Annotated in this window: 20 protein-coding genes; 14 read left to right on the forward strand and 6 right to left on the reverse strand. The window is 44.4% G+C overall.

Annotated features, from left to right (window positions below; translation table 11 throughout):
• Nucleotides 1–24 precede the first annotated feature (24 nt).
• Nucleotides 25–492, forward strand: a complete 468-nt coding sequence (locus B3K91_RS07425) for a Fur family transcriptional regulator (protein ID WP_292588440.1) — start codon at nt 25–27, stop codon at nt 490–492.
• Here B3K91_RS07425 and B3K91_RS07430 read toward each other — a convergent pair.
• Nucleotides 423–1,784: a ComEC/Rec2 family competence protein gene (locus B3K91_RS07430; RefSeq protein WP_292592131.1), complete on the reverse strand. Its 1,362-nt coding sequence runs from the start codon at nt 1,782–1,784 to the stop codon at nt 423–425. The two genes, B3K91_RS07425 and B3K91_RS07430, sit on opposite strands and share 70 nt — an antisense overlap.
• A gap of 98 nt (nt 1,785–1,882) precedes the next feature.
• Here B3K91_RS07430 and B3K91_RS07435 point away from each other — a divergent pair, with 98 nt between their 5' ends.
• The 10 genes from B3K91_RS07435 (at nt 1,883) to B3K91_RS07480 (ending at nt 12,462) form a co-directional block, all read left to right on the forward strand.
• Nucleotides 1,883–2,950, forward strand: a complete 1,068-nt coding sequence (locus B3K91_RS07435) for a polysaccharide pyruvyl transferase family protein (RefSeq protein ID WP_214061185.1) — start codon at nt 1,883–1,885, stop codon at nt 2,948–2,950.
• Nucleotides 2,951–2,954: 4 nt separating this feature from the next.
• Complete coding sequence (locus B3K91_RS07440; RefSeq protein WP_292592133.1) at nt 2,955–4,055, forward strand: iron-containing alcohol dehydrogenase family protein; 1,101 nt, start codon at nt 2,955–2,957, stop codon at nt 4,053–4,055.
• Nucleotides 4,052–5,230, forward strand: a complete 1,179-nt coding sequence (locus B3K91_RS07445) for a class I SAM-dependent rRNA methyltransferase (RefSeq protein ID WP_292592135.1) — start codon at nt 4,052–4,054, stop codon at nt 5,228–5,230. The genes B3K91_RS07440 and B3K91_RS07445 overlap by 4 nt, the downstream gene beginning before the upstream one ends.
• Nucleotides 5,231–5,306: 76 nt before the next feature.
• Nucleotides 5,307–6,119 carry a septum site-determining protein MinD gene (gene minD, locus B3K91_RS07450; RefSeq protein ID WP_099830633.1) on the forward strand — a complete coding sequence of 271 codons (813 nt, stop codon included), beginning with the start codon at nt 5,307–5,309 and terminating at the stop codon, nt 6,117–6,119.
• A 16-nt stretch (nt 6,120–6,135) separates the two neighbouring features.
• Nucleotides 6,136–6,411, forward strand: a complete 276-nt coding sequence (locus B3K91_RS07455) for a cell division topological specificity factor MinE (RefSeq protein WP_006491911.1) — start codon at nt 6,136–6,138, stop codon at nt 6,409–6,411.
• 5 nt (nt 6,412–6,416) lie between these two features.
• Entirely contained in the window at nt 6,417–6,806 is a 390-nt protein-coding gene (locus B3K91_RS07460) for a secondary thiamine-phosphate synthase enzyme YjbQ (protein ID WP_214061199.1), read from the forward strand.
• A 72-nt stretch (nt 6,807–6,878) separates the two neighbouring features.
• A complete protein-coding gene (locus tag B3K91_RS07465) occupies nt 6,879–9,629 on the forward strand; it encodes an O-antigen ligase family protein (protein ID WP_292594505.1) in 2,751 nt (916 codons plus the stop codon).
• Nucleotides 9,630–9,730: 101 nt separating this feature from the next.
• The gene (locus B3K91_RS07470) at nt 9,731–10,468 is read left to right on the forward strand and encodes an ATP-binding cassette domain-containing protein (protein ID WP_292588422.1); all 738 of its coding nucleotides are present in this window, start codon (nt 9,731–9,733) and stop codon (nt 10,466–10,468) included.
• The gene (locus B3K91_RS07475; RefSeq protein WP_292592140.1) at nt 10,461–11,417 is read left to right on the forward strand and encodes a SufB/SufD family protein; all 957 of its coding nucleotides are present in this window, start codon (nt 10,461–10,463) and stop codon (nt 11,415–11,417) included. The genes B3K91_RS07470 and B3K91_RS07475 overlap by 8 nt, the downstream gene beginning before the upstream one ends.
• Nucleotides 11,418–11,433: 16 nt before the next feature.
• On the forward strand, nt 11,434–12,462 hold the full coding sequence (locus B3K91_RS07480) for a M42 family metallopeptidase (protein WP_292588418.1): 1,029 nt from the start codon (nt 11,434–11,436) through the stop codon (nt 12,460–12,462).
• Between the two features lie 46 nt (nt 12,463–12,508).
• Here B3K91_RS07480 and B3K91_RS07485 read toward each other — a convergent pair whose 3' ends face one another.
• From B3K91_RS07485 to B3K91_RS07505, 5 genes are all read right to left on the reverse strand, one after another.
• Entirely contained in the window at nt 12,509–12,934 is a 426-nt protein-coding gene (locus B3K91_RS07485; RefSeq protein ID WP_214060448.1) for a hypothetical protein, read from the reverse strand.
• A gap of 89 nt (nt 12,935–13,023) precedes the next feature.
• On the reverse strand, nt 13,024–13,587 hold the full coding sequence (locus B3K91_RS07490) for a multidrug transporter (RefSeq protein WP_214060447.1): 564 nt from the start codon (nt 13,585–13,587) through the stop codon (nt 13,024–13,026).
• Nucleotides 13,584–14,345, reverse strand: a complete 762-nt coding sequence (locus B3K91_RS07495) for an ABC transporter ATP-binding protein (protein ID WP_214060446.1) — start codon at nt 14,343–14,345, stop codon at nt 13,584–13,586. Before B3K91_RS07495 ends, B3K91_RS07490 begins: the two co-directional genes overlap by 4 nt.
• Nucleotides 14,345–15,691: a replicative DNA helicase gene (gene dnaB / locus B3K91_RS07500; RefSeq protein WP_180979883.1), complete on the reverse strand. Its 1,347-nt coding sequence runs from the start codon at nt 15,689–15,691 to the stop codon at nt 14,345–14,347. Before dnaB ends, B3K91_RS07495 begins: the two co-directional genes overlap by 1 nt.
• A gap of 12 nt (nt 15,692–15,703) precedes the next feature.
• On the reverse strand, nt 15,704–16,825 hold the full coding sequence (locus B3K91_RS07505) for an alanyl-tRNA editing protein (protein ID WP_214060445.1): 1,122 nt from the start codon (nt 16,823–16,825) through the stop codon (nt 15,704–15,706).
• 165 nt (nt 16,826–16,990) lie between these two features.
• Here B3K91_RS07505 and B3K91_RS07510 point away from each other — a divergent pair, with 165 nt between their 5' ends.
• Genes B3K91_RS07510 through B3K91_RS07520 form a run of 3 tightly spaced genes read left to right on the forward strand, consistent with a single transcriptional unit; the run spans nt 16,991 to nt 20,867 of the window.
• Nucleotides 16,991–17,977: an ABC transporter ATP-binding protein gene (locus B3K91_RS07510; protein WP_414674584.1), complete on the forward strand. Its 987-nt coding sequence runs from the start codon at nt 16,991–16,993 to the stop codon at nt 17,975–17,977.
• Nucleotides 17,974–19,146, forward strand: coding sequence for an ABC transporter ATP-binding protein (locus B3K91_RS07515; RefSeq protein WP_099830624.1), 1,173 nt, complete (start codon nt 17,974–17,976; stop codon nt 19,144–19,146). The genes B3K91_RS07510 and B3K91_RS07515 overlap by 4 nt, the downstream gene beginning before the upstream one ends.
• On the forward strand, nt 19,143–20,867 hold the full coding sequence (locus B3K91_RS07520) for an ABC transporter substrate-binding protein (RefSeq protein ID WP_292588403.1): 1,725 nt from the start codon (nt 19,143–19,145) through the stop codon (nt 20,865–20,867). Before B3K91_RS07515 ends, B3K91_RS07520 begins: the two co-directional genes overlap by 4 nt.
• Nucleotides 20,868–20,876 lie beyond the last annotated feature (9 nt).

Below are 20,876 nucleotides of genomic sequence, written 5' to 3' on the forward strand. Positions count from 1 at the left end.
GTCTGGAACGGACGGTGACTGATTATGAAGAAAGACCAACTAAGGGCCGAACTTAAGAGAAGAAACCAGAGAATGACAGCTCAAAGAGAGTACGTGCTAAGATTCTTCTTTGAAGCTGAGACAGATCACTTAAGCGCCGACGAAGTCTATCACAAGATTCAGAGCAAGAAATTCGGGATAAGCAAAGCAACCGTTTATAGAACCATTGAGTTGCTCGTAGAGATAGGCCTTCTAAGGAAGATTGTTTTCGAAGATGGAATTGTAAGGTACGAACCGGTGAAAAGGGGAGAGCATCATCATCACCACATAATCTGCAGCAACTGCGGTTCCGTTGTCGAGTTTCACCTTGACAATCTCGAAGAACTTGAAGAGCTAGTGAAGTCAAGAACAGGATATAGTATAGACGATCATCAGCTTAAATTCTACGGTTTGTGTCCAGAATGCCAGAGCAAAGTGAAGAATAAGAAAAGTGACAGCAACGATAATAGATAGGCAGTAAGAGGTTCAAAGCGTATCGCCGGGATGACTCCCCCAATTACACTAGTGACTTCACCAAGTAACGAGGACATGGCTCTGAGACTACCAGCAATAAAACTGCCTACTATTTGCAGGCCAACAAGATCTGCTACCAAGATGAAAATCATTCCAAGATACGAAGGCACAACGAAGACTGGAACCATTACTACGGTTAACGGTATTCCTGCTAGAGACAACGTGCCAAATGTACTGAGAGAAAGCGGGATGATAGCCGTCTGAGCGATCGCTCCAACAAGCAATGTCTGACTCAGCAGATTCTTATTCTCGATTGCAGGCAAGAAGATTAGAAGCGCAGCTGTTGCAAAGAAACTCAGCTGGAATGAAATTGACGCAACAATAGATGGTTGTGCCATAACAATAATAATTCCGGAAAATCCCAGAATATTAAGCGGGTGCTGTCGATAATCAATGATCTTCAGTAGTGAATAACACAGTAACATCAAGAATGTTCTGGTAGCAGATATCGCTGGACCAGTAGATAAGGTATAGAAGAAGAGCAAGACAATAGAAAGTATCAGCTTCGTTTTCCTACCTAACATGAGAAAAGAGAGAGCGGAATGGACCAGCAAATACATAAGACCGATGTGCAAACCAGAAACCGCAAACAAATGCGCAACTCCAAGATTAGAAATCCTCTCCCTGGTCTCAAAATCAATGTGGCTTCTATCGCCGGTGAAGACGGCTGCAGCAATCGTATCATTTAGTTTGTACCTCGAAAGTAACTCAGTAACATACTTTCCAGGATAAGAGAAGACCTCTAGCCTCTCGACACAGGCCTCAATATTCGATTCGATCTTGAAAAGAGGAAATGATTCTTGCCTTGTAAGAGTTCCCGCTGTCCAGATTATCTGGCCCGCAAAAGCTGCAGCTTTTCTGTCGGAAAGCCTTATGTTTACAGCGACGGGAAGATTCATCCACTTTCCCTCAACAAGCACTCTTCCCATGCTTGCCTCAACGTTTCCCGTTCCGCCTCTGGATATGTATCCCACATATTCTACTTTTCCAGGATCAAGTGTCTTCAACGTTAGAGACTGCCCGAGGCAACCGACCACAAAGAACATGAGCCAAATGAAAGGGCTGACCCATCTGGAAGAAAGAAGAATGACGGCTGTCGATATAAGGATAAGTGGTATCCATGCACCTGCCGTCCAGTCAAGTGCAAATACCAACAGCTCCCCAAGCATCGTTGCAAGGAGATAGTATAGAAACGGGAAAGAGGTTTTCCTTTTCAGAAGTCCACCTAGCATAAATAGATTGTACATCCCTTGCAACGCTTTGTGAACAGCGTGTTCGATGATTCACATGTGATAGAATATTATCGTTGAATGTTCCTGGAGGTTTTGAGGTGAGACAGTTTTCTTTTGGCGGGCTGACGCTGGTGGGTTACTATGGATATAATAACCTTGGCGACGATCTACTATTGCTTTCATCACTATCCCTAATTGATGAGATAGGGTTTGAAGGGCCAATATACTTGCCCGCATCTTCTCACATAGAGCAAATAACTCATAGATTCCCTTCGAAACTCGATATCAGATTGGTTAGTCGCTTTAGTATTGGTGAGATCACAAACTCAATTAGGCACTCAATTGTCACCATCTTCGGAGGGGGAAATCTCCTACAGGACCAGACTAGTTGGAGGAGCTTCCTTTACTATTATGAGATTGCCAGGCATACCCTTAACAGGGGGAAACCTCTGCTTCTTCTCTCTCAAGGTTTTGGACCGTTGAACAGACAGATCAACAGAAAGGCTCTAAATAAGCTACTGAATAATCCTCTTACCTTTGGTGTAATGAGAGACTTAGTCAGCTACAAATATTTCTCTTCTATCTCGAAGAGAGTTATCTCAGGTACTGACTACGGCCCCTACTATTTGCAGAAAAAGGGAATAATTCCGGAAAAACGAACAACCGAAAGTGGTCTTGCGGTAATTGTATTGAAGAATGGAACAAGTGTTGATGACGTCCTCAATTCGCTGAGGCTGAACAATCTGACTGAAGTGTGCGCTGTGGGTTTTCACAATCATCATGACGAAGAAAAGAGAAGTGAGCTCGAATCTAAGGCCAGATCAAATGGATTCAAAGTTAGAAAGCCTCCCGAAGACCTCGAAGGCATGATAAGAATCTTCAACAATGCAGAACTGATAATTACTGAGCGTCTTCACGGAGCAATTCTTGCTATCTCATTAGGAGTTCCATTTGTGTGGAAGAAGAACACGAAACTCGATAGATTTGTGAGATCTCTTAACAAGGATTGCGAACTCTCCTTTGAAGGAAGCTGCGAGAGCTTGAGTCTAGCCATCAACAGTTCTCTGAAAGAGCCTGTTAATCTCAAAGACGAATACTGGTCTCAACTTGAGAAAACGGCAACCGAATCAAAAGAAGTATTGATTAAGTTGATCTATAGAAGGTGATTGAATGTGGAAATATTTCCTGCCAACTAGGGTCTTCTCGGGGACTAAAACAATAAGTCATAATAATGAGCTTTTCAGAGAGATCGGAACTAATGCTTTCATAGTCACTGGAAGGTCTTCAGCAATAAAGAGCGGGGCACTTGACGATGTGCAGGAAGTGCTTGACGCGTTGGATATTCCAAGCACATTATTTGATGAAGTGGAAGAGAATCCCTCCTTCTCAACAATTGAGAAGGGCGGAAAAATGCTCTCAAATAGCGCGTGCGATTTCGTGTTGGCAATCGGTGGCGGCAGTCCGCTAGATGCTGCCAAGGCTATCTCAGTAGTTGGGAAGAATGGCAACTGCAGCTGCAGAGATCTATTCGAAGGAAAGGATCTTCCTGCATTTCCAATAGTCACAGTCCCCACCACGTCTGGGACCGGAAGTGAAGTTACACAGTACTCGATTTTAACCGATCCGGAAGGTTCGAAAAAGGGCTTTGGCATGCCTTCAACATTTCCTAGAATCTCTTTCTTGGATGCGAGATACACTGTAACAATGCCCGTGGATGTAACAATTTCAACTGCACTTGATGCCTTATCTCATTCTATAGAAGGCGAAGCAGTCAACAAGGGACAGAACCCCCTGGTGAAGATGCTTTCGAAGGAAGCAACGAAGATTATAAAGCAATCACTCCGTGAAGTCTTGAAGAATGAAAATGATGTCTCTTCCCGAGAGCGGATACAGTTCGCCGCGACACTTGCCGGGATTGTTATTGCCCACACGGGAACGACCGCAGTTCATGCCGCAGGTTATCCTCTCTCATCCTTCAAAGGCATAAAGCATGGAATGGCAAATGCACTCATGTTGATTGGGATATTCGAAAGAATAGCCAAAACCGACCCGAATAGAATAAGCGGTGCAATAGAACCTTTCACTGATCTAGATGAGCTTAACGCCTTCTTACAGGAGTTTGGTGTAGGAAGAGTCTCATTACAGCTCTCTGAAGAAGAGATTGAGAAATGGTCCGATCAGACCTCTAAAGCATCTCATCTGAAAAAGACGCCGGGTGACTTCGACAAGCAATTCTTCGTTAATCTTTACAAGAGGATAATAAGCGATTGAGCCCCAGAGTGTTCCTCAAGAAAGAAATCAAGAGGAGGGTAGCTTTTGGCCATCCGTGGGTCTACGACAACGAAATCGAAAAACACGACCCGCTCGATGATGGTTGCATAGTGGACGTGTTTACGTATTCTGGGCAATTCTTGGGAAAGGGTTACTACAATTCCGGTTCCACGATAAGAGTAAGATTCATTACAAGAAGGAACTGCAAACTCGATACAGACTTTTTTTCAGGAAAAATCCGAAGAGCAATACAACTGAAGTCTCTACTTCTAGAAGATAGTGACGCCTTGAGAATCGTATTCGGCGAGGCGGATGGTCTACCAGGATTGATAGTTGATAGATTCTCCGATTGGCTCGTAGTTCAATTCAATACTCTTGGCATCCAGCTAATGAAGAAGGAAATCATCGAAGCCTTGATCCTCGTTTTGAAACCAAAGGGGATTTTCGAAAAGAGCGAAGGAACCTCCCTTGCAAAGGAGGGCCTGGAAGCTAAAGAAGGATGGTTGTACGGCAACGGGCCGGAGCTTCTGCCATTCAGCTTAAACGGAATCAGCTTTCTTGCAGACACAAAAGGGCAGAAGACCGGTTTTTTTCTCGATCAGAGAGAAAACGCAAAGCGCTTATCAGACTACGCCACCGGTCGAAGAGTACTCGACGTTTTTTCTTACACAGGTAATTTCTCCTTTCATTGCATAAACAAAGGAGCACGAAGTGCGATTCTGGTCGATTCCTCTGAGCGTGCGCTTTCCGTCGCAAAGGAAGTAGCAGAGATAAACAGGTTCTCTGATAAGTGTGAGTTCATCAAGACAAATGCTTTTGATTACTTGAGAGAGAACAGTCTTTCAGACTTTGGTCTTGCAGTAATAGACCCTCCGGCAATGGCGAAATCTCCATCTTCCAAGAAGAACGCTCTCAGGGGCTACAAAGAACTGAACCTGAGAGTAATCAAGAGTTTAAACGACGGGGCATTGATTGCTTCTTCTTCTTGCACACAGATCGTTTCGGAAGAAGATTGGATGAGAACGATCAATGATGCTTTTCACGATTGTAAGAAATTGGGTCTAGTAGCTTTCAGGGGTGGACAATCACTGGATCATCCAGAGGTTACTTCGATATTCGAGACCAAGTATCTTAAGTTCTGTCTATTTCACATCTTTGAACTGATAAATTACTGAAAATCGGGCAGTTACTGCTGAAGTATTAATGTAATGCTATAATTCAGAAAAGTCTAACGGCTGGAGGTAGATAGAAATGGCCAAAGTATACGTTGTGACTTCCGGAAAAGGGGGAGTCGGCAAGACAACAATCACGGCCAATATTGGTTGTGCTCTTGCCAATTCAGGGGCGAAGGTTTGCCTTATTGACGCAGACATAGGTCTCAAGAATCTGGACATCACATTGGGTCTTGAGAATAGAGTTGTGCATACAATTCTAGATGTTGCAAATGGTAAGGTAACTGCTTCTGAAGCGCTAGTGAGGCATAAGCAAATCAAGGGACTTTATCTACTCGCGGCCTCACAAATTGCAACGAAAGAAATGCTTTCCCCCGAAGATATGAAGAAAATGATTAGTGAGCTGTATCCGAAGTTTGACTATGTCATTGTGGACTCACCTGCAGGAATAGAGAGAGGATTCAGGAACGCCATAGCTGCAGCTGAAAAAGCTTTGATTGTTACTACTCCCGAACTTCCAGCCATTACTGACGCTGATAGGGTCATCGGACTTCTGGAGAACTCCGGGATGCAGGAGGCGAATATCAGACTCGTGATAAACCGTTTCAAAGTCCAGATGGTCAAACGTGGTGATATGCTTACAAGAGAGGATATTCAAAGTAACCTCGCAATCGACCTGATCGGGATTATTCCAGATAGTGACGAGGTGATCATAGCAACAAACAAAGGTGTACCGGTTATCCTGAACGGAAATGGAGAAGGAATCGGAAAGGTCTTCGAGAACATTGCTTTGAGGATGAAGGGAGAACCGATCCCCGTTGAACGGGATATCCTTGAGCAAGGATCGAAAGGATTCCTTGAATTCCTTAAGCGCATCTTCAGAAGAGACTAAGAGGGAGTTGAAGTGTATGTTCTTTGGACTTTTCAGGAAGAAGAAGAAAACCGAAGGAAGCAGAAAAGAAGCAAAGGATAGACTTGATTCCATAACTGGTGGCAGGAGGTATTCAGTACCGGTGAGAGAAGTGATCCCTCAAGATATCCTCCAGAATAGCGGTAAAGATATGGTACACCAGATAAAGACTTACGTTGCCGATAAGTATAAGGTTAAGGAAGAAAACGTCAAAGTTCAGCTTGAAGAGCACAACGGATACGTGGTAATTATTACAAACGTGGTCTTCCATTGATTCTTATGAGATATGCTGTAAAAACAAGCCTTAGAAATCAGCTGATAGATATTACCGATTTCATAGTTGAGTCAGTTAGAGAGTCGAGGGTCTCACACGGTATTGTTAATGTCTTTGTTCCGCATACCACGGCAGGAGTAACAATCAACGAGAATTCCGATCCAGATGTTGTTCAGGACATCTTAGAATGGATGGGAAAAAGCATTCCAAAAAGTGATAGATTCAGACACCGCGAAGGGAATTCTGATGCACATATTAAGGCTTCCTTGGTTGGTTCTTCAGTTACAATACCTTTCAGAGACAATTCACTCGCGCTGGGAACATGGCAGTGCGTTTATTTCTGCGAATTTGACGGTCCTAGGAGCCGTGAGGTAATCGTTACGATAGTGGAGTAGCAATTTCTCTCATGAGTCTTCGTCACTTACAGTAATTGGGGCTCTGAGAGAAGACTGTGGGGAGGGGACACAATGCGCAAAGGAAGATTCTTGTTTCTTGCTGTTCTAGTTTTCGGATCTTCGCTCTTCGCAATCAAGGGCTTCACCTGGGACATGGGCATACCTAAGTTCTATTTTGCATCGGTCTCAATAGCGATCTTCATAGTCTCTTTCTCATTGAAAGCTGTGAGAAATCCCTGCAGTGTCAGAGTAACGCTTCCGCAGCTGCTTTCATTGTTGTTTGGATTCCATGCGTGTCTGACTACCTTCCAACTTCTGAACACGCTGCCAAACGTCTTTCTTACTTCACTCGGTTTTGCAATGAATCTGCTTCTCTTTCTCCTCTTTTCATTGCTCATCTCGGCAGAGAAACAGGAAACTCTACTGACTATTCTCCAACTTTTCCTGTTTGCGGGGCTTATCATAGCCTTTGATGCCGTATTTTCATTCTACACGGGATATGGCTTGCTTTGGGGGACTGAGAACAATCCGTTCACAAGAGGAAATCTCTCATCCGTTATAGGAAACGTGAACTTCACGACCGACCTAATGGCAATGTTGCTATTTCCAGCTGCTTTTCTAACCGTTTCCAAGAAGAAGATCTGGAAGCACGAGAAGATTCGGCACTACTTCTACCTTTCACTCTTCTCACTTTTCTTGATAGTAATAGTGATAGGCCAAACAAGAGCAGTCTATTATTCAGTAATAATATCGATAGTCTTTCTAGTAGTCTTCTTGATTTTCTCAATTCTGAGGTTCAAACTCAGATCCTTCATTTCTGTATTTAGCAGGCTATTTGTCATTCTTCTTATTATCTCCACGATAGTAATTATGATCGTCTACTCTGGAGACAACCCTTTGACAAGCGGTCGTTTCAGCTTCTCTGAGAGGTTAACGTATACCACTGACGACTACGTTTCCGTCGACGTCAGAATTCTTCAGTGGAAAGCAGCTATCAAACAGTGGGAGAGTTCAGCCTTTCTGGGTACAGGCTTCGGATCATACAAGTATCTTTCTACGGAGAACATGGGAAAGGTACTGACTGAAGAGCCAGAGTACATGTATGTTGCAGGTCTGAACAGCATCCGAACCCACAACGAGTATCTTCAGCAGATGAGTGAAACAGGAATAATCGGAATCGTCCTAATTATGACCTTCATAGTTGCAATGCTTTTCTACACTGTCGGGGTGGTGAAGAGTTCCTCCTCTGTCGAGAAGGTCACAAAGTATCTCTTTCTCGAAGCCGGGTTACTGGTAATATTCGTTCATTCAGTACTTTCCTTTCCTGGTCATCTAATGCCAAACGCATTACTAGCTGTCTTCCTTTTTGGATTCATCATGAGCCCTGAGTTTTCCGAAGCGAAGGGAGTCACTGTTCCTATGTCAAAGGTACTTCCGCTACTGCTGGTTGTATTCGCGCTGAGTACATCAGTTCTGATGAGTAGAACGTTTTTCGCGGAAGGCCTTTTCACAAAAGGCTACATTGACTACAGAAGAATTGAAAGCATAAACCCGCAGATTCCAGAGTTAGTAAACTCGATCGGAAGTATCAAGAGGGAAATCGAGAATCTTGAGGACTATGAGGGAAGGTACTCCTATCTTCAACATGATGACTATATTCCCGATAGATTGATTGAATTGCAGAAGACTTATCCTGAGGCACCCTCAGAGTTGCTTCAACATATGGCTTCTGAAGAACGAGAAAATGCCTTTGCGTCAACGTTATCCGCGCTGGATTCTAAGCTACGATCTGCTTCTTCAGCGCTTCTAAGGGCGAGGCAGGACTCGTCAAACAGTTTCTACTCCGCGATGCGTAATCTGTCGACATCTAGAGAGATTTCCAGAGGCCAATATTTGTCAGAGGCTTACATAGGATACATGTATTTGACTGCTCAGAGAAAGGAAGATTTCCGTCTAAAGCTCAATATGTCGGGCAATGCATTAGCCGATGCCTTCACAGAGATATTCGCCAGAGAAGATGTCTTCTCGACCTGGCTTAACGAAGACACATCGCCGGGAGGTATGCTCAGCGAGTTGGAAATCGATCACTCATACCTTAGAGAGTTACCCGGTTTGTTGCGAGCAGACCTTACGGCTACCGATGTTTCTGCTCTGCTAGAGGTCTTGGATATCAATCTGCTTATCGACTATCAAGTGACTCTGGATGCGATAGATGCTCTTCTGAGGTCCACAAAGATATCTCCCGATCTTCAGGTAGTGAGAAATGTGGCAAGCTTGCTTTTCCGCGCGATGGCTGCTGCCGAGAGAGTCTCAGAAGAACTGGAGAAACTCGAAGGTTTTGTTGCAGACAGCGGCTCTCTAACCTCTCTAGTAGATTCGATCAGAAAGCTTCCAAAATCTAAGAGAGGGCATCTCGAGACACTCTACGAAACCGCCATCGAATACAACCCTGGTGGATGGTTGAAGGGAAGCAACAACGTCTACGGCGAGTATTCAAGAAACGTACTTCTTCTCTACGGTCTCGATGGACTGGATAAGGTTCAAGAGATAGCAGAGAGAGAGGTCTTTGCCTGGAATACGATGAAAGCAACGAATCGAGTCGTCCCATTAGGCAGCATTGGCCAGCTAACTCCTCTAAAGGATTACGTTTCAAGAGAATGGTTCGACAATCTTTACGAAGAAGTATATTTCTGGAGCGAGGAAACTTCATCCCTAATTATGAGAGAGATGGAAGAAGAACAGTTCTCAGGAATAGCACTTGAGAAGGCCGAATCAGCCCTAAACGAAATCGAGAAGTTCCTTCAGCTTTATTCACTTTGGTAACCCGTTAAACGTCACCTGGGTGTTACACAGGTAATACTTCGGGTATTGCTGACGTTATTGATCGGACTTATGATAGTGTTGAAGAAGATGGAGGTATATAAATGCTGGAAGTTAAAGAGGTCAAGTTAATCCGAGATGAACGAAACATTCTGAACAGTCTCACTGCTTCCTTTGAAAAAGGACGTGTTTACGCGATTCTTGGAAACAACGGTGTAGGAAAATCAACTCTATCATATGTGCTGATGGGGCTAGAATCTCACAACGACTACGAAGGAAAGATACTTCTAGATGGCGAAGAAATCGACACTCTATCAGTATCTGACAGGGCAAAGAAGGGAATTTCTCTGAGTTGGCAGGAACCGGCCAGGTTCAAAGGACTTACAGTGAAAGAGTATCTGACGCTCGGCGGAAAACTAAGACTCTCGAGAGAAGAACTTGATGAGACCCTATCAATTGTGGGACTCAACAAGGAATATCTAGATAGACTTGTCGATGAGTCACTCAGTGGAGGGGAGAGAAAGAGAGTGGAACTCGCCTCGATAATTCTGGTAAATCCTAGAGTAACGATTCTTGACGAACCAGACTCAGGCATTGACATTATGTCCATGGAGATGATTGAACAAGTTCTTGAAAGACTGCGGGATAAGGGTTCGGTAGTAATAATCATCACTCATCGTGAAGAGATTGCGCGAATGGCAGATGAAGCATATCTTCTCTGTGGGGGAAGAATAATTGCCTCCGGCGAGCCAGAAGAGATTGTCAGCTTCTACAGGAAACTCTGTGACACTTGTCAGCACATAAATGAACCGATTATAGAAGGCGGTCTTGCCAATGATTGAATCAAGTTTTGAGAGGGAATTCACTGCTATCGCAAAAGAGTACGAAAAATCAGGTGGCAACGTCTCTGATTTTCTGCGTAAAGACATCGTCTCTATTATAGTGAGCGGGAACAAAGTGATCGGAAGGAATACGGTCGAAGGTGTCCGTGTTAGAGCAAAAGAATTGGATAACGGAGTGGAAATCTGGCTCGATATTGAAGATGACGTTGTTATCGAAAACCCTATTCACCTATGCACAGGTTATCTGAAACCTGAAGGAACACAGGAAGTGCTTATTCACAACCGTCTTGGAAGTCGAGCCCGGGCGAAATTCATATCACACTGCGTATTCCCGAGCGGAGTGAATTTCACGCACTCGATGGTTGCCGACACCGATGTTGGAGAAAACGCTGAGATGTTCTACGAAGACACTCACATGCACAGCAAGGACGGCGGAGTAACGGTTAGGGCAACCTACAATACAGTCGTTAGAAAAGGTGGCAGATTCCAGAATATGTTCTATCTTACCAAGACTAGAGTAGGAAAGCTCTTTGTAAAGATGAACGTCAATCTTGAGAAGAATTCTACAGCGCATATCGAATCAAAAGTATATGAGCGTGAAGACGATTATCTCGAAATTGATGAAGAGCTCCATCTGAATGGCGAAGGCTCATCCGGAATTGCAAAAACTACTGTTTTTGCCACAGACAGAAGTAAGGCGAAAATCATCAACAAAGCCTATGGAAACGCACCATATTCGAGAGGCCATATTGAGTGCAACGAAATCATTAAGGGCGATTCTGTAGAAGTAGGTACTATGCCTGAGTTGTATGTAAAAAACGAGAAGGCCGAACTGACACACGAAGCCTCTATTGGCAGAGTAAATGTCAAGCAGATGGAAACCTTGATGTCAAAAGGGTTGAGCGAGGAAGAAGCCACTGATATGATTGTCAAAGGTATGCTCAGATAGAAGTGGAGGGAGTTACTTGAAATACAGCGAGATGTACATTGTGAAGAAACTAGTCGATCTAGCCAACATACCAAGTCCATCCGGATTCACCAACACCGTTGTTGGCTATCTTGAGTCTGAACTGCAGGAATTGGGGTTCAGTCCGCGAAGAACAAGAAAGGGAGCTCTGGTGGCAGAGCTCGGCGGCAAAGGAAGACCTCTGGTGTTGGCTGCACACGTTGACACGCTTGGGGCTATGGTTAAATCCCTGAAGCCGAATGGCCGGTTAGAGATAACCAACGTTGGCGGATTCACAATGAATAGCATTGAAAACGAGAACTGCGTAATTCACACGAAAACTGGAAAATCCTTCACGGGAACAATCCAGTCCATATCACCTTCCGTTCATGTCTTTGAAAACGCAAGGACTCTTGAACGCAAGATATCAAATATGGAAATCCGGGTAGACGAATTGGTAAGAAGCGAAGAAGATCTTAAAAACCTTGGTATTGAAGCAGGGGATTTCGTTTCATTTGATCCTAGAGTGATGGTTACCGATAGTGGTTTTGTGAAGTCAAGACATCTTGATGACAAAGCAAGCGCAGCAATCCTTCTAGAGTTAGCAAAGAAAGTCTCTTCTGGCGAAGCGATCTGCGGAAGAAAAACTTACTTGTTTTTCTCGAACTATGAAGAAGTAGGACATGGCGCATCGGCTGCGATGCCAGATGATTGCGAAGAGATAATCTCTGTTGATATGGGAGCGATAGGCGATACTCTGAAGACCGATGAATTTGTGGTCTCGATATGTGCTAAGGATTCGGGTGGACCTTACGATCACTCAATCGTTAAGGGATTGATCGAAACTGCAAAGAAAGTGAAAGCCGAATACTCAGTAGACATCTATCCCTTTTATGGATCTGATGTGGAAGCATCTCTGAGAGCCGGATACGATGTCAGGTTTGGACTAGTCGGTCCCGGAGTTGAAGCCTCTCATGGATACGAAAGGACTCATTACAGAGCGCTCGAAAATACTTTGAAGCTTCTTAAAGGATATATTGAAAACTGAGGCGCAAAAGCGCCTCAGTCATTACTAGCTCTCCGCAACCATGGTTCTAGAAAATTATCTTGCCCTTCTTGTTACCTATCTCCTGACCAAGCTGGTTAACAAAACCGGCAGGAGCGACATCGATTACTTTGCTCTTCTCAGCTTCCATAGCTTCCTGAAGCTTCTTTCTGTAGGCATCCATTTTCTCTCTGAGTTCAGATACGTCCCCTTCAAGCCACCCATAGATACTATCTGTAAGCTTCTCAGAAATCGCCTCTATTTCGTCGTTTTCTTCCATCATTCCTGCTTCTTTCGTTACCTCCAGCTCTTCACTTACTGCCCTCTCAACATCATCTTTCGTTAGCTGAGGAACGGCCGACTTTACCAAACGCATAGCGATGTTTGTTCTGAGTCTCAGATCATCTATGGTTGCCTCAAGATTATCTACTCTGGACATTATCGCACCCAAGAATTGATCAAGTGAAATCTGCATTTATTGTTCAGCTCCTTTCAATGGTTTCTCATAACGATTTTACTACTTAGAAAGCCGACTATAGTTAAGCTCATGTTTTGCTTGTAATCTTAGCCTTTCTTGTCGAATCGATATCTGATTCTAATAAGCCATAGGGACAAAACAACAACAAGGATGAAAGCAGTAACGTCGCCAGAGGCAATTTGGAGAAGCCAGAAAGAAGGAAGATATCCGCTGGTAAACAGCGAAGATTTCAGAATTGACGGAAATACCCAACCTGTTATAAGCGTGGTAGCTGCAATGAAGACCGCTACAGATTTCTCCTCTATTCTCCTCAGCTTTCTAAATGGAAGAAAGGAAAACGAAGCGAGTGAGATCACTAAGGCCATAGATGAAACAAAACCAAGAATCGAAAAGAGACTCCTGCTCCAGCAGATCAACAACGAAATCAAGAGTATCAGGACAGATGGCTTCTTTAAGACTCCCTTTGCACTATCAGTAAGCATATCTTTTGAACATATGTTCTTTTCAAACTCCTGTCTGTAGACGACTATTCCCATAAGAATCGATAAAGGCATCAATCCGGCTGAAAGTGAGGCTTCCCAGAAGAAGAGCTGAGAGATTGCTATCGATCCAACAAGAATCTCGTGCAGAAATGTCAGAAAAACCCTCACTCTTCCTCCTCCAGACTCTCTATCACGGCCTTCACACCGTTATCACCGGTAATGTCCAGGAAGAGATCCTCAAGACTTGACTCCACACTGCCGAAGCTTTCTTTCAGATCAGAAAGCGTGCCTTCGGCGATCATCCTACCTCTATCGATAATTCCAATTCTGTCGCACATCTTTTCCGCTACTTCGAGCACGTGAGTTGTCATGAATACAGTTGCTCCCCTATTTGCAATGTTTCTAAGCCATGCTTTCAGCTTCCCTGCGCTTGAGGCATCAAGACCAACGGTAGGTTCATCGAGGAATATCACAGATGATTCTCTCATGAGAGCAATGGCAACCATGAGTTTCTGCTTCATCCCATGAGAGTAATCTCCTATGTACTTTCCAAGGTAATCGATCTTGAACGCGTCTGCCAGGTTTCTAAGCCTTGATATGGTCTCTTCGGGTTGAAGCTTGTATATGTCGATTATGAACTTCACAAATTCTATTCCCTTTAGATTTTCGTACATCTTAGGTTCATCTGGAACAACAGATATTATCTGTTTGATCTCCATGAGGTCTCTTTCAATATCGAGCCCCGCAATTCGTATACTTCCCGAGCTAGGAGCAATTACTCCGGTCAGCATCTTTATTGTAGTTGTCTTGCCCGCGCCGTTTGGCCCAAGAAAACCGTATATCTCTCCTGACGATACTCTCAGATTCAGATTATCAACGGCTGTTAGATCCCCGAAACGCCTTGTCAAATCAACTGCTTCTATCATCATTCTTCTTCAAACGCCTTGTCGTAGAAAGTTGCCGTTTTTGGATGGAACATCAGTTCTATGGTACCTACCGGACCATTTCTTTGCTTTCCGATTATCACTTTGGTAACCTGTGGAAAATTGCTTACATCGCTCTTATCTTTGTAATAATCATCACGATAAAGGAACATCACTGTGTCAGCATCTTGTTCAATAGCTCCAGACTCACGGAGATCACTAAGACGCGGCATCTTGTCTTCTCTTTGCTCCACCGCTCTGGAAAGCTGTGAAAGTGCAACAACGGTGATGTTCAATTCCCTTGCCAGGAGCTTCATAGATCTCGAGATCTCCGAGATCTCCTGCTGACGGTTGTCGGATCTGCCTTTCGTATGCATCAGTTGGAGGTAATCGACAAATATGACCTGAACGTTGTGCTCCATCTTGATTCTCCTCGCCTTTGCTCTGAGCGTTCTGGGATCAAGGGATGGTTCATCGTCTATAATTATAGGAGCCGTCTGCAGGGTACTGGCACCATTTGTCAAACGTTTCCAATCTTCAGTGCCAATATCTCCTGCCCTGAGGCGAGATAGTTCAAAATTAGTGACATTACACAGAAGTCGCTGTGCAAGCTGTTCCTTCGACATCTCAAGACAGAAGACAGCTACTGGCAACTGAAATCTCAGAGACATATTGGTTGCCAGACTAAGAGCAAAAGCAGTCTTTCCCATCGATGGGCGTGCAGCAACAATAACTAAATCCGACGGTCTAAATCCTGTGGTAACTTCATCCAATTTCCTGTAACCAGATGCGATACCCGTGATCCTACCGGTCACCGCATTCTCTTTCAGCCTTTCAAGATTCTGGAATAGCTCATGCATTATCTTACCAATATGCTGATACGTCTTCGAAATCTGCGCCTCTGTAATCTGGAATATCGCTTTCTCTGCATTGTCAAGGATCTCGTCTGTTTCTTCTCCCTCATATGCGTTTTCAACTATCGAGCTGGCCGCAGTTATCAGCGATCGCAGAAGAGCCTTCTCCTTTACAGTCTTGCCGTAGTAAAAGAAGTTGGCAGAAGTTGGAACGACATCCGCGAGTTTGGCAAGCTCGATTTCGCCTCCCATTTCTTCGAGCACTCCGCCGGTTCTTAGTCTTTCAGTAACTGACACAATATCCACCGGACTCCCCTCATCAAACAACTTCTCCATTGCGGAGAAGATCAACTGGTTCTTTCGAGAGTAGAAATCCCTACTTGTGAGAAGCTCCATCACATCCGGGACCACATCTGGATCAATCAAGATGCTCCCTATAACAGCCTCTTCAGATTCAATACTATTCGGAGGAATTCTCGTCTTCAATTCATTCACCAACTCTTCCAATTATGAGAAGTTCTTTAGAATAAGCTCCTTTACCGCTGAAAAATCTCCTTCGAAAAGAAACTGCCCTCTATCCTTACCAGAACCACCTCTAACTTCCAGTTCTTCCTTGACTCTTGTAAGGACCTCCTGACAGTCAAAGCCTTTACCAAAAAGCAGGAATCTATCATTTGCCTTTCCAATAATAAGATACTCTTCCAGTGTGACGAATTTGGTAATTGCAGCTAGAACACTCTCCTCTTCTTCAAGAAAAGTAATCCTCGATCGCGATCTATCAATATCTTCCGCTATATAATGACCTAGTCTTTCAGAGAGGCTTCTTATTATCGAATTGCTTGCTTTGAGCTCGCCTATTAAGGATTCGATCCGATTCGGCAGATCGGAGTATTTGCAGGTGAGAAATAAAGCCGACTTGGTTGTGAGATTGTGTTTTGCGACATAGTCATCTAGGGCTCTATTTCCCGCGGCGAAGAAGACTCTGGTGAGAGAACCCTTGACTTTCTCGCGTTTCAGGATTTTCACGAGCCTAATTTGCCCCGTCCTCTCAACATGAAGACCCGAGCAGGCGCTTACATCTATCCCTTCAATCTCAATCACTCTGATGTCCTTGTCACTTTCGCTGATTCTCTGATCTATCTCTTTCCTCAATCCCAACTTCTGAAGCTGAGATCTTTTGACACTGAAGCTTTTTACTGGAAGATTCTCACCGATCAAATCGTTGCAGATTCTCTCAACATGAAAAATCATATCATCTGTGAGAACACCAAGCGAAAGGTCGATTGTCGTGTGTTCTTCCCCCATCTGAAACCCAACGGTTTCGGCATCCAATTCTCGAAGAAACACTGCCGATAACAGGTGCTGCGCAGTGTGCTGCTGCGAGATGTCCCGTCTCCTCGTCTCATCGATCCTGATGTCCACCGATTCACCTCTATCCTTATCTATTATTCCATCTACTTTGATAAGAATCTCATTATTCGACTCATTTACTGACAAGATATCCAGTTCGTCCACTTTTCCACGATCTCCAAGTTGTCCTGCTTCTCCATCAGCATACACATTACCGTAACATATCTTGACGTAGGTAGTACCTTCTCCAAACCATATTTCCCTTACTACTTCTAACATACATCGCCCCCAGCCACTTGATATTAAGTGCAAATATATGTAATAATTATACAGTAAGCTTTTACTTAAACTCCGTGGGTATAATTCGTGAAAAATGAATATGGGGTGATTTGGTTGCAGGAAAGGCCAATCCTTTCGATAAGGAATCTATCTACTCATTTCAGTATGGCAGAAGGAGTTGTTAAGGCCGTTCAAGATGTCTCTTTTGATCTTTATAGAGATGATGTCTTAGGAATAGTTGGAGAGACCGGTTCTGGAAAGAGCGTAACAGTCAAAACAATAGCCGGAATGGTTGATAACCCAGGCTTCATTGCTGGTGGCGAGATTCTCTTTTTAACCGACGAATTCAGTAAGAGCGGTGAAAAGGATTATATTGACTTGGCAAAGCTTCCGAAAGATAGTTTCTCCAGAGTCAGGGGCAAACACATAGGGATGATCTTTCAAGACCCTATGACCTCCCTTGACCCGATGTACACAGTTGGTAACCAGATGATAGAGACCATTGTTCATCACAAGAAAGTTACCGAAGAGGAAGCAAGAGAACGATCGATAAAGCTTCTCGAACAGGTAGGAATTCCTAAGCCTTCCGAACGAATCGATGATTATCCCTTTCAACTCTCCGGGGGACAGCGCCAGAGGGTAGTAATAGCGATAGCGCTGTCGTGCGATCCTGAAATCCTGGTTGCCGATGAGCCTTCAACAGCTCTAGACGTGACAGTTCAAGCTCAGATTCTAGAACTGATGAAGGATCTTCAGGAGCAGTTCAACAGCAGCATGATTTTCATTACCCATGATCTCGCAGTAATCGCTGAAATTGCTACGAGAATCAGCGTTATGTATGGAAGCTATCAAATGGAAATGGCTGATTCTCTTGAGGTTTTCGAAAACCCAATGAATCCATATACATTTGCACTTCTTGAGTGCATTCCTAGACTCGACATAAAGCAAGATAAGCTATTACCTATCCCTGGCCAGCCGCCAGTAATGTTGAATCCTCCGAATCTCTGTCCCTTCCTTCCAAGGTGTTCAAGAGCGGTTGATAGATGCTACAAGGAGATGCCACAGCTTGAGCAAATGAAGGATAATCATTTCGTCAGATGCTGGAACCCAATTACTAACAAAGTATTGCTGGTCAAGGAGGCTCAAGAATGAAGCTTCTTGAAGTTAGAAATCTGAAAAAATACTTTCCAGTCAAGCAAGGTTTCCTCATCGAGAGAGTCGTAGGATTCGTCAAGGCAGTTGATGATGTGTCTTTCTCGGTAGATAGAGGAAAGACAATCGGTATAGTTGGAGAATCAGGTTGTGGCAAGACTACAATCGGTAAGTCGATTATCCGCCTTCATGAAGTGACTGATGGAGAAATGCTTATTGATGAAGAAGACACCACTTTCTACTTCATGAAGAAGCGAAGGGCAAAACAGTATCTGAAAGAGAAGTATTTCGATACGGAGAAATTTAATAATGGTGACGGAGTTGGTTTTGAGCCTTTCGAAAAGAAGATGTACGAGATCTACAATAGTGTCAATAAGGACTCTTCCAAGGCAATCGATATTCTATTTGATAAGTCAGATCACAAGAAGAAGCTTCTCAGGCAAAAGGCACAGATAGTATTTCAGGACCCAATGTCTTCTCTGAATCCAAGGATGACAGTTGGGCAGATGTTAACTGAACCACTTCTTTTTCACAAACTTGCTAAAGACCTTGACGAAGCAGTTGAAATGGTGAAGGAACTGCTTGTAAAAGTCGGTCTTAAGCAATATCACGTGGACAGATATCCGCACCAGTTCAGCGGTGGTCAGAGGCAGAGAATAGCCGTTGCAAGGGCTATCAGTGTAAACCCCGATCTCATCGTTCTCGATGAGCCGACTTCTGCCTTGGATGTTTCGGTTCAAGCTCAGATAGTCAATCTCTTTGAGAAACTGCAGGAGCAGCTCAATGCAGGTTATGTATTTATCTCTCATAATCTTTCTCTGGTAAGGTTTATTTCTCAAGAAGTCTCTGTCATGTATCTTGGTAGGATCGTAGAGCAGGGCAATAGTGAGTCGATCTTCAGCAGCCCATTGCATCCTTACACAAAGGCGCTCCTGGCGGCTGCTCCAATACCCGATCCAAAGAAGAAACGTAACCGGAAAGACCTGGTTGGCGGACAGGTTCCCAGTCCAATAAACAGACCGTCTGGCTGTTTCTTCAATCCGAGATGCAAGTACAGAATGGATATTTGTACCAAGGAATATCCGCCCATGTTCAAGGCGGATGAAAACCATTATGTTGCGTGCCATCTTTATTCCACATCTCATGAACAAGGAGGGGAAAGTAAATGAAGAAACTCTTAGTGCTTCTCGTAGTACTCATTGCTGTTGGAATCCTTTTCGCAGCTCCCGAGTATCACGTAGAAGAGACATGGAACGGCAAGCCCGGAGGTACTTTCTATTACTGGGGCTTGGGAGATCCAAAGACATTTAACTATGACTGGGCACAGGAAACTAGTTCAACAGATCCTCTAGGATTCATACTGGCAACTCTTATTGAAGCCGATGAGGGTGGTATGCCGTCGCTTCCCGGTCTTGCAAAAGACTGGTGGTTCTCTGATGACGGATTGACTTTCTTCGTGCAGATAAGGGAGGGCATTCAGTGGTCCGATGGAGCACCATTCACACTTGACGATGTTTACTGGACATTCGTAAATGTTTCCTTTGTCCCGGAAAACACGGCAAACGGCAACGGGTCCTATCTGGATTCTAACGACCAGCTACCGGTTGTAGAAATTGTAGATGACACCACAATTTCCTTCACCTGGACAGTTCCCCAGGTAACGGCCCTTAGGCAGATCGGCTTCCGCCCCATCATGCCAAAACATGTGCTCGAGGAAGTTGTCGCCAACGGTACCTATCCGGAATTCTGGACGATCGCTGACTTTGACAAGCTTGTTGGAATGGGGCCCTTTGTGATTACGGATTACGTCGAAGGCGTCAGAATCGTTTTCGAGAGAAATCCATATTACTGGAAAGTCGATGGCAACGGTGTAAGATTGCCCTACTTCGATAAGCTGAATTACGAGCTTCTCGCCGACCAGAATACCTCTCTGCTCAGATTTGAAGCAGGACAGATCGATCTCTACGGACCGACTGCCGAGCAGTTCCCAAGGCTAGCAGAAATGGCCGCAGATAAGGGCTGGATAACCGGTGTCGGTGGTCCCGCTCTCGGCTCGCAGTTTATTACCTTCAACTTCAACAACCCAGATCCCGTTAAGCGAGAATGGTTCAGAAACGATGGGTTCAGAAGAGCTTTCGTCTACGCGATGGATAGAGACGCTATAATTGAATCTCTATACAATGGGCTTGGCACTCCTCTATACGGTCCGGTCTCTCCGTCAAGCGGTTTCTACTACCCTGAAATCGAGAAATTCGATTACAAGTACTCGATAACAAGAGCCAGACTCGAACTCAGAAGAGGCGGCTTCGACTGGCTTCCAAATGGAACCTGTGTTGATGCAAATGGAAACCCGGTTGAGTTTGAGCTCACTACAAATGCTGGAAACATAGTCAGAGAGGCAATAAGCAACATCATCGTCGATGGGGCTGCAAAACTTGGAATTAAGGTCAATTTCAGACCTATTGACTTCAATACCGTTGTTTCAAGACTTAACGACGCAACTTACGACGCTGTCGTCATTGGACTCACCGGTAGTGTTGACCCCGGAACAGGCTGGAACGTTTACAGGCTTGACGGCGGACTGCACTTCTGGAACTATCCTCCGGACTACAATCCTGACGATCACATAACTGAGGACATGTACATTCTCCCCGACTGGGAGAAGAGAGTCGATGAAATCTACAGACTCCAGACGTCAGCGGTTGATCCACAAGACAGATATGACCTATTTGCTGAATTCCAGATGCTCTTTGCTGAGTATCAGCCAATTGTGTTCACAATTGCACAGAACTTCCTTTATGTCTACAAGAACAATATTAAGATGCCGGTCGAAAAACTAACACCTGCAACAGGCCTGCTATTCCAGTTAGAAGGCTGGTGGAAAGAGTAATATCTTGAT

Origin of the sequence: Mesotoga sp. UBA5847, assembly GCF_002432735.1 — a bacterium.
GTDB lineage: Bacteria > Thermotogota > Thermotogae > Petrotogales > Kosmotogaceae > Mesotoga.

Coding starts and splice junctions, on each gene's coding strand:
- B3K91_RS07425 (WP_292588440.1), top strand. CDS start 25: ATGAAGAAAGACCAACTAAGGGCCGAACTTAAGAGAAGAAACCAGAGA.
- B3K91_RS07430 (WP_292592131.1), bottom strand. CDS start 1,784: ATGCTAGGTGGACTTCTGAAAAGGAAAACCTCTTTCCCGTTTCTATAC.
- B3K91_RS07440 (WP_292592133.1), top strand. CDS start 2,955: ATGTGGAAATATTTCCTGCCAACTAGGGTCTTCTCGGGGACTAAAACA.
- minD (WP_099830633.1), top strand. CDS start 5,307: ATGGCCAAAGTATACGTTGTGACTTCCGGAAAAGGGGGAGTCGGCAAG.
- B3K91_RS07455 (WP_006491911.1), top strand. CDS start 6,136: ATGTTCTTTGGACTTTTCAGGAAGAAGAAGAAAACCGAAGGAAGCAGA.
- B3K91_RS07460 (WP_214061199.1), top strand. CDS start 6,417: ATGAGATATGCTGTAAAAACAAGCCTTAGAAATCAGCTGATAGATATT.
- B3K91_RS07465 (WP_292594505.1), top strand. CDS start 6,879: ATGCGCAAAGGAAGATTCTTGTTTCTTGCTGTTCTAGTTTTCGGATCT.
- B3K91_RS07470 (WP_292588422.1), top strand. CDS start 9,731: ATGCTGGAAGTTAAAGAGGTCAAGTTAATCCGAGATGAACGAAACATT.
- B3K91_RS07475 (WP_292592140.1), top strand. CDS start 10,461: ATGATTGAATCAAGTTTTGAGAGGGAATTCACTGCTATCGCAAAAGAG.
- B3K91_RS07485 (WP_214060448.1), bottom strand. CDS start 12,934: ATGCAGATTTCACTTGATCAATTCTTGGGTGCGATAATGTCCAGAGTA.
- B3K91_RS07495 (WP_214060446.1), bottom strand. CDS start 14,345: ATGATAGAAGCAGTTGATTTGACAAGGCGTTTCGGGGATCTAACAGCC.
- B3K91_RS07505 (WP_214060445.1), bottom strand. CDS start 16,825: ATGTTAGAAGTAGTAAGGGAAATATGGTTTGGAGAAGGTACTACCTAC.
- B3K91_RS07510 (WP_414674584.1), top strand. CDS start 16,991: ATGGCAGAAGGAGTTGTTAAGGCCGTTCAAGATGTCTCTTTTGATCTT.
- B3K91_RS07515 (WP_099830624.1), top strand. CDS start 17,974: ATGAAGCTTCTTGAAGTTAGAAATCTGAAAAAATACTTTCCAGTCAAG.
- B3K91_RS07520 (WP_292588403.1), top strand. CDS start 19,143: ATGAAGAAACTCTTAGTGCTTCTCGTAGTACTCATTGCTGTTGGAATC.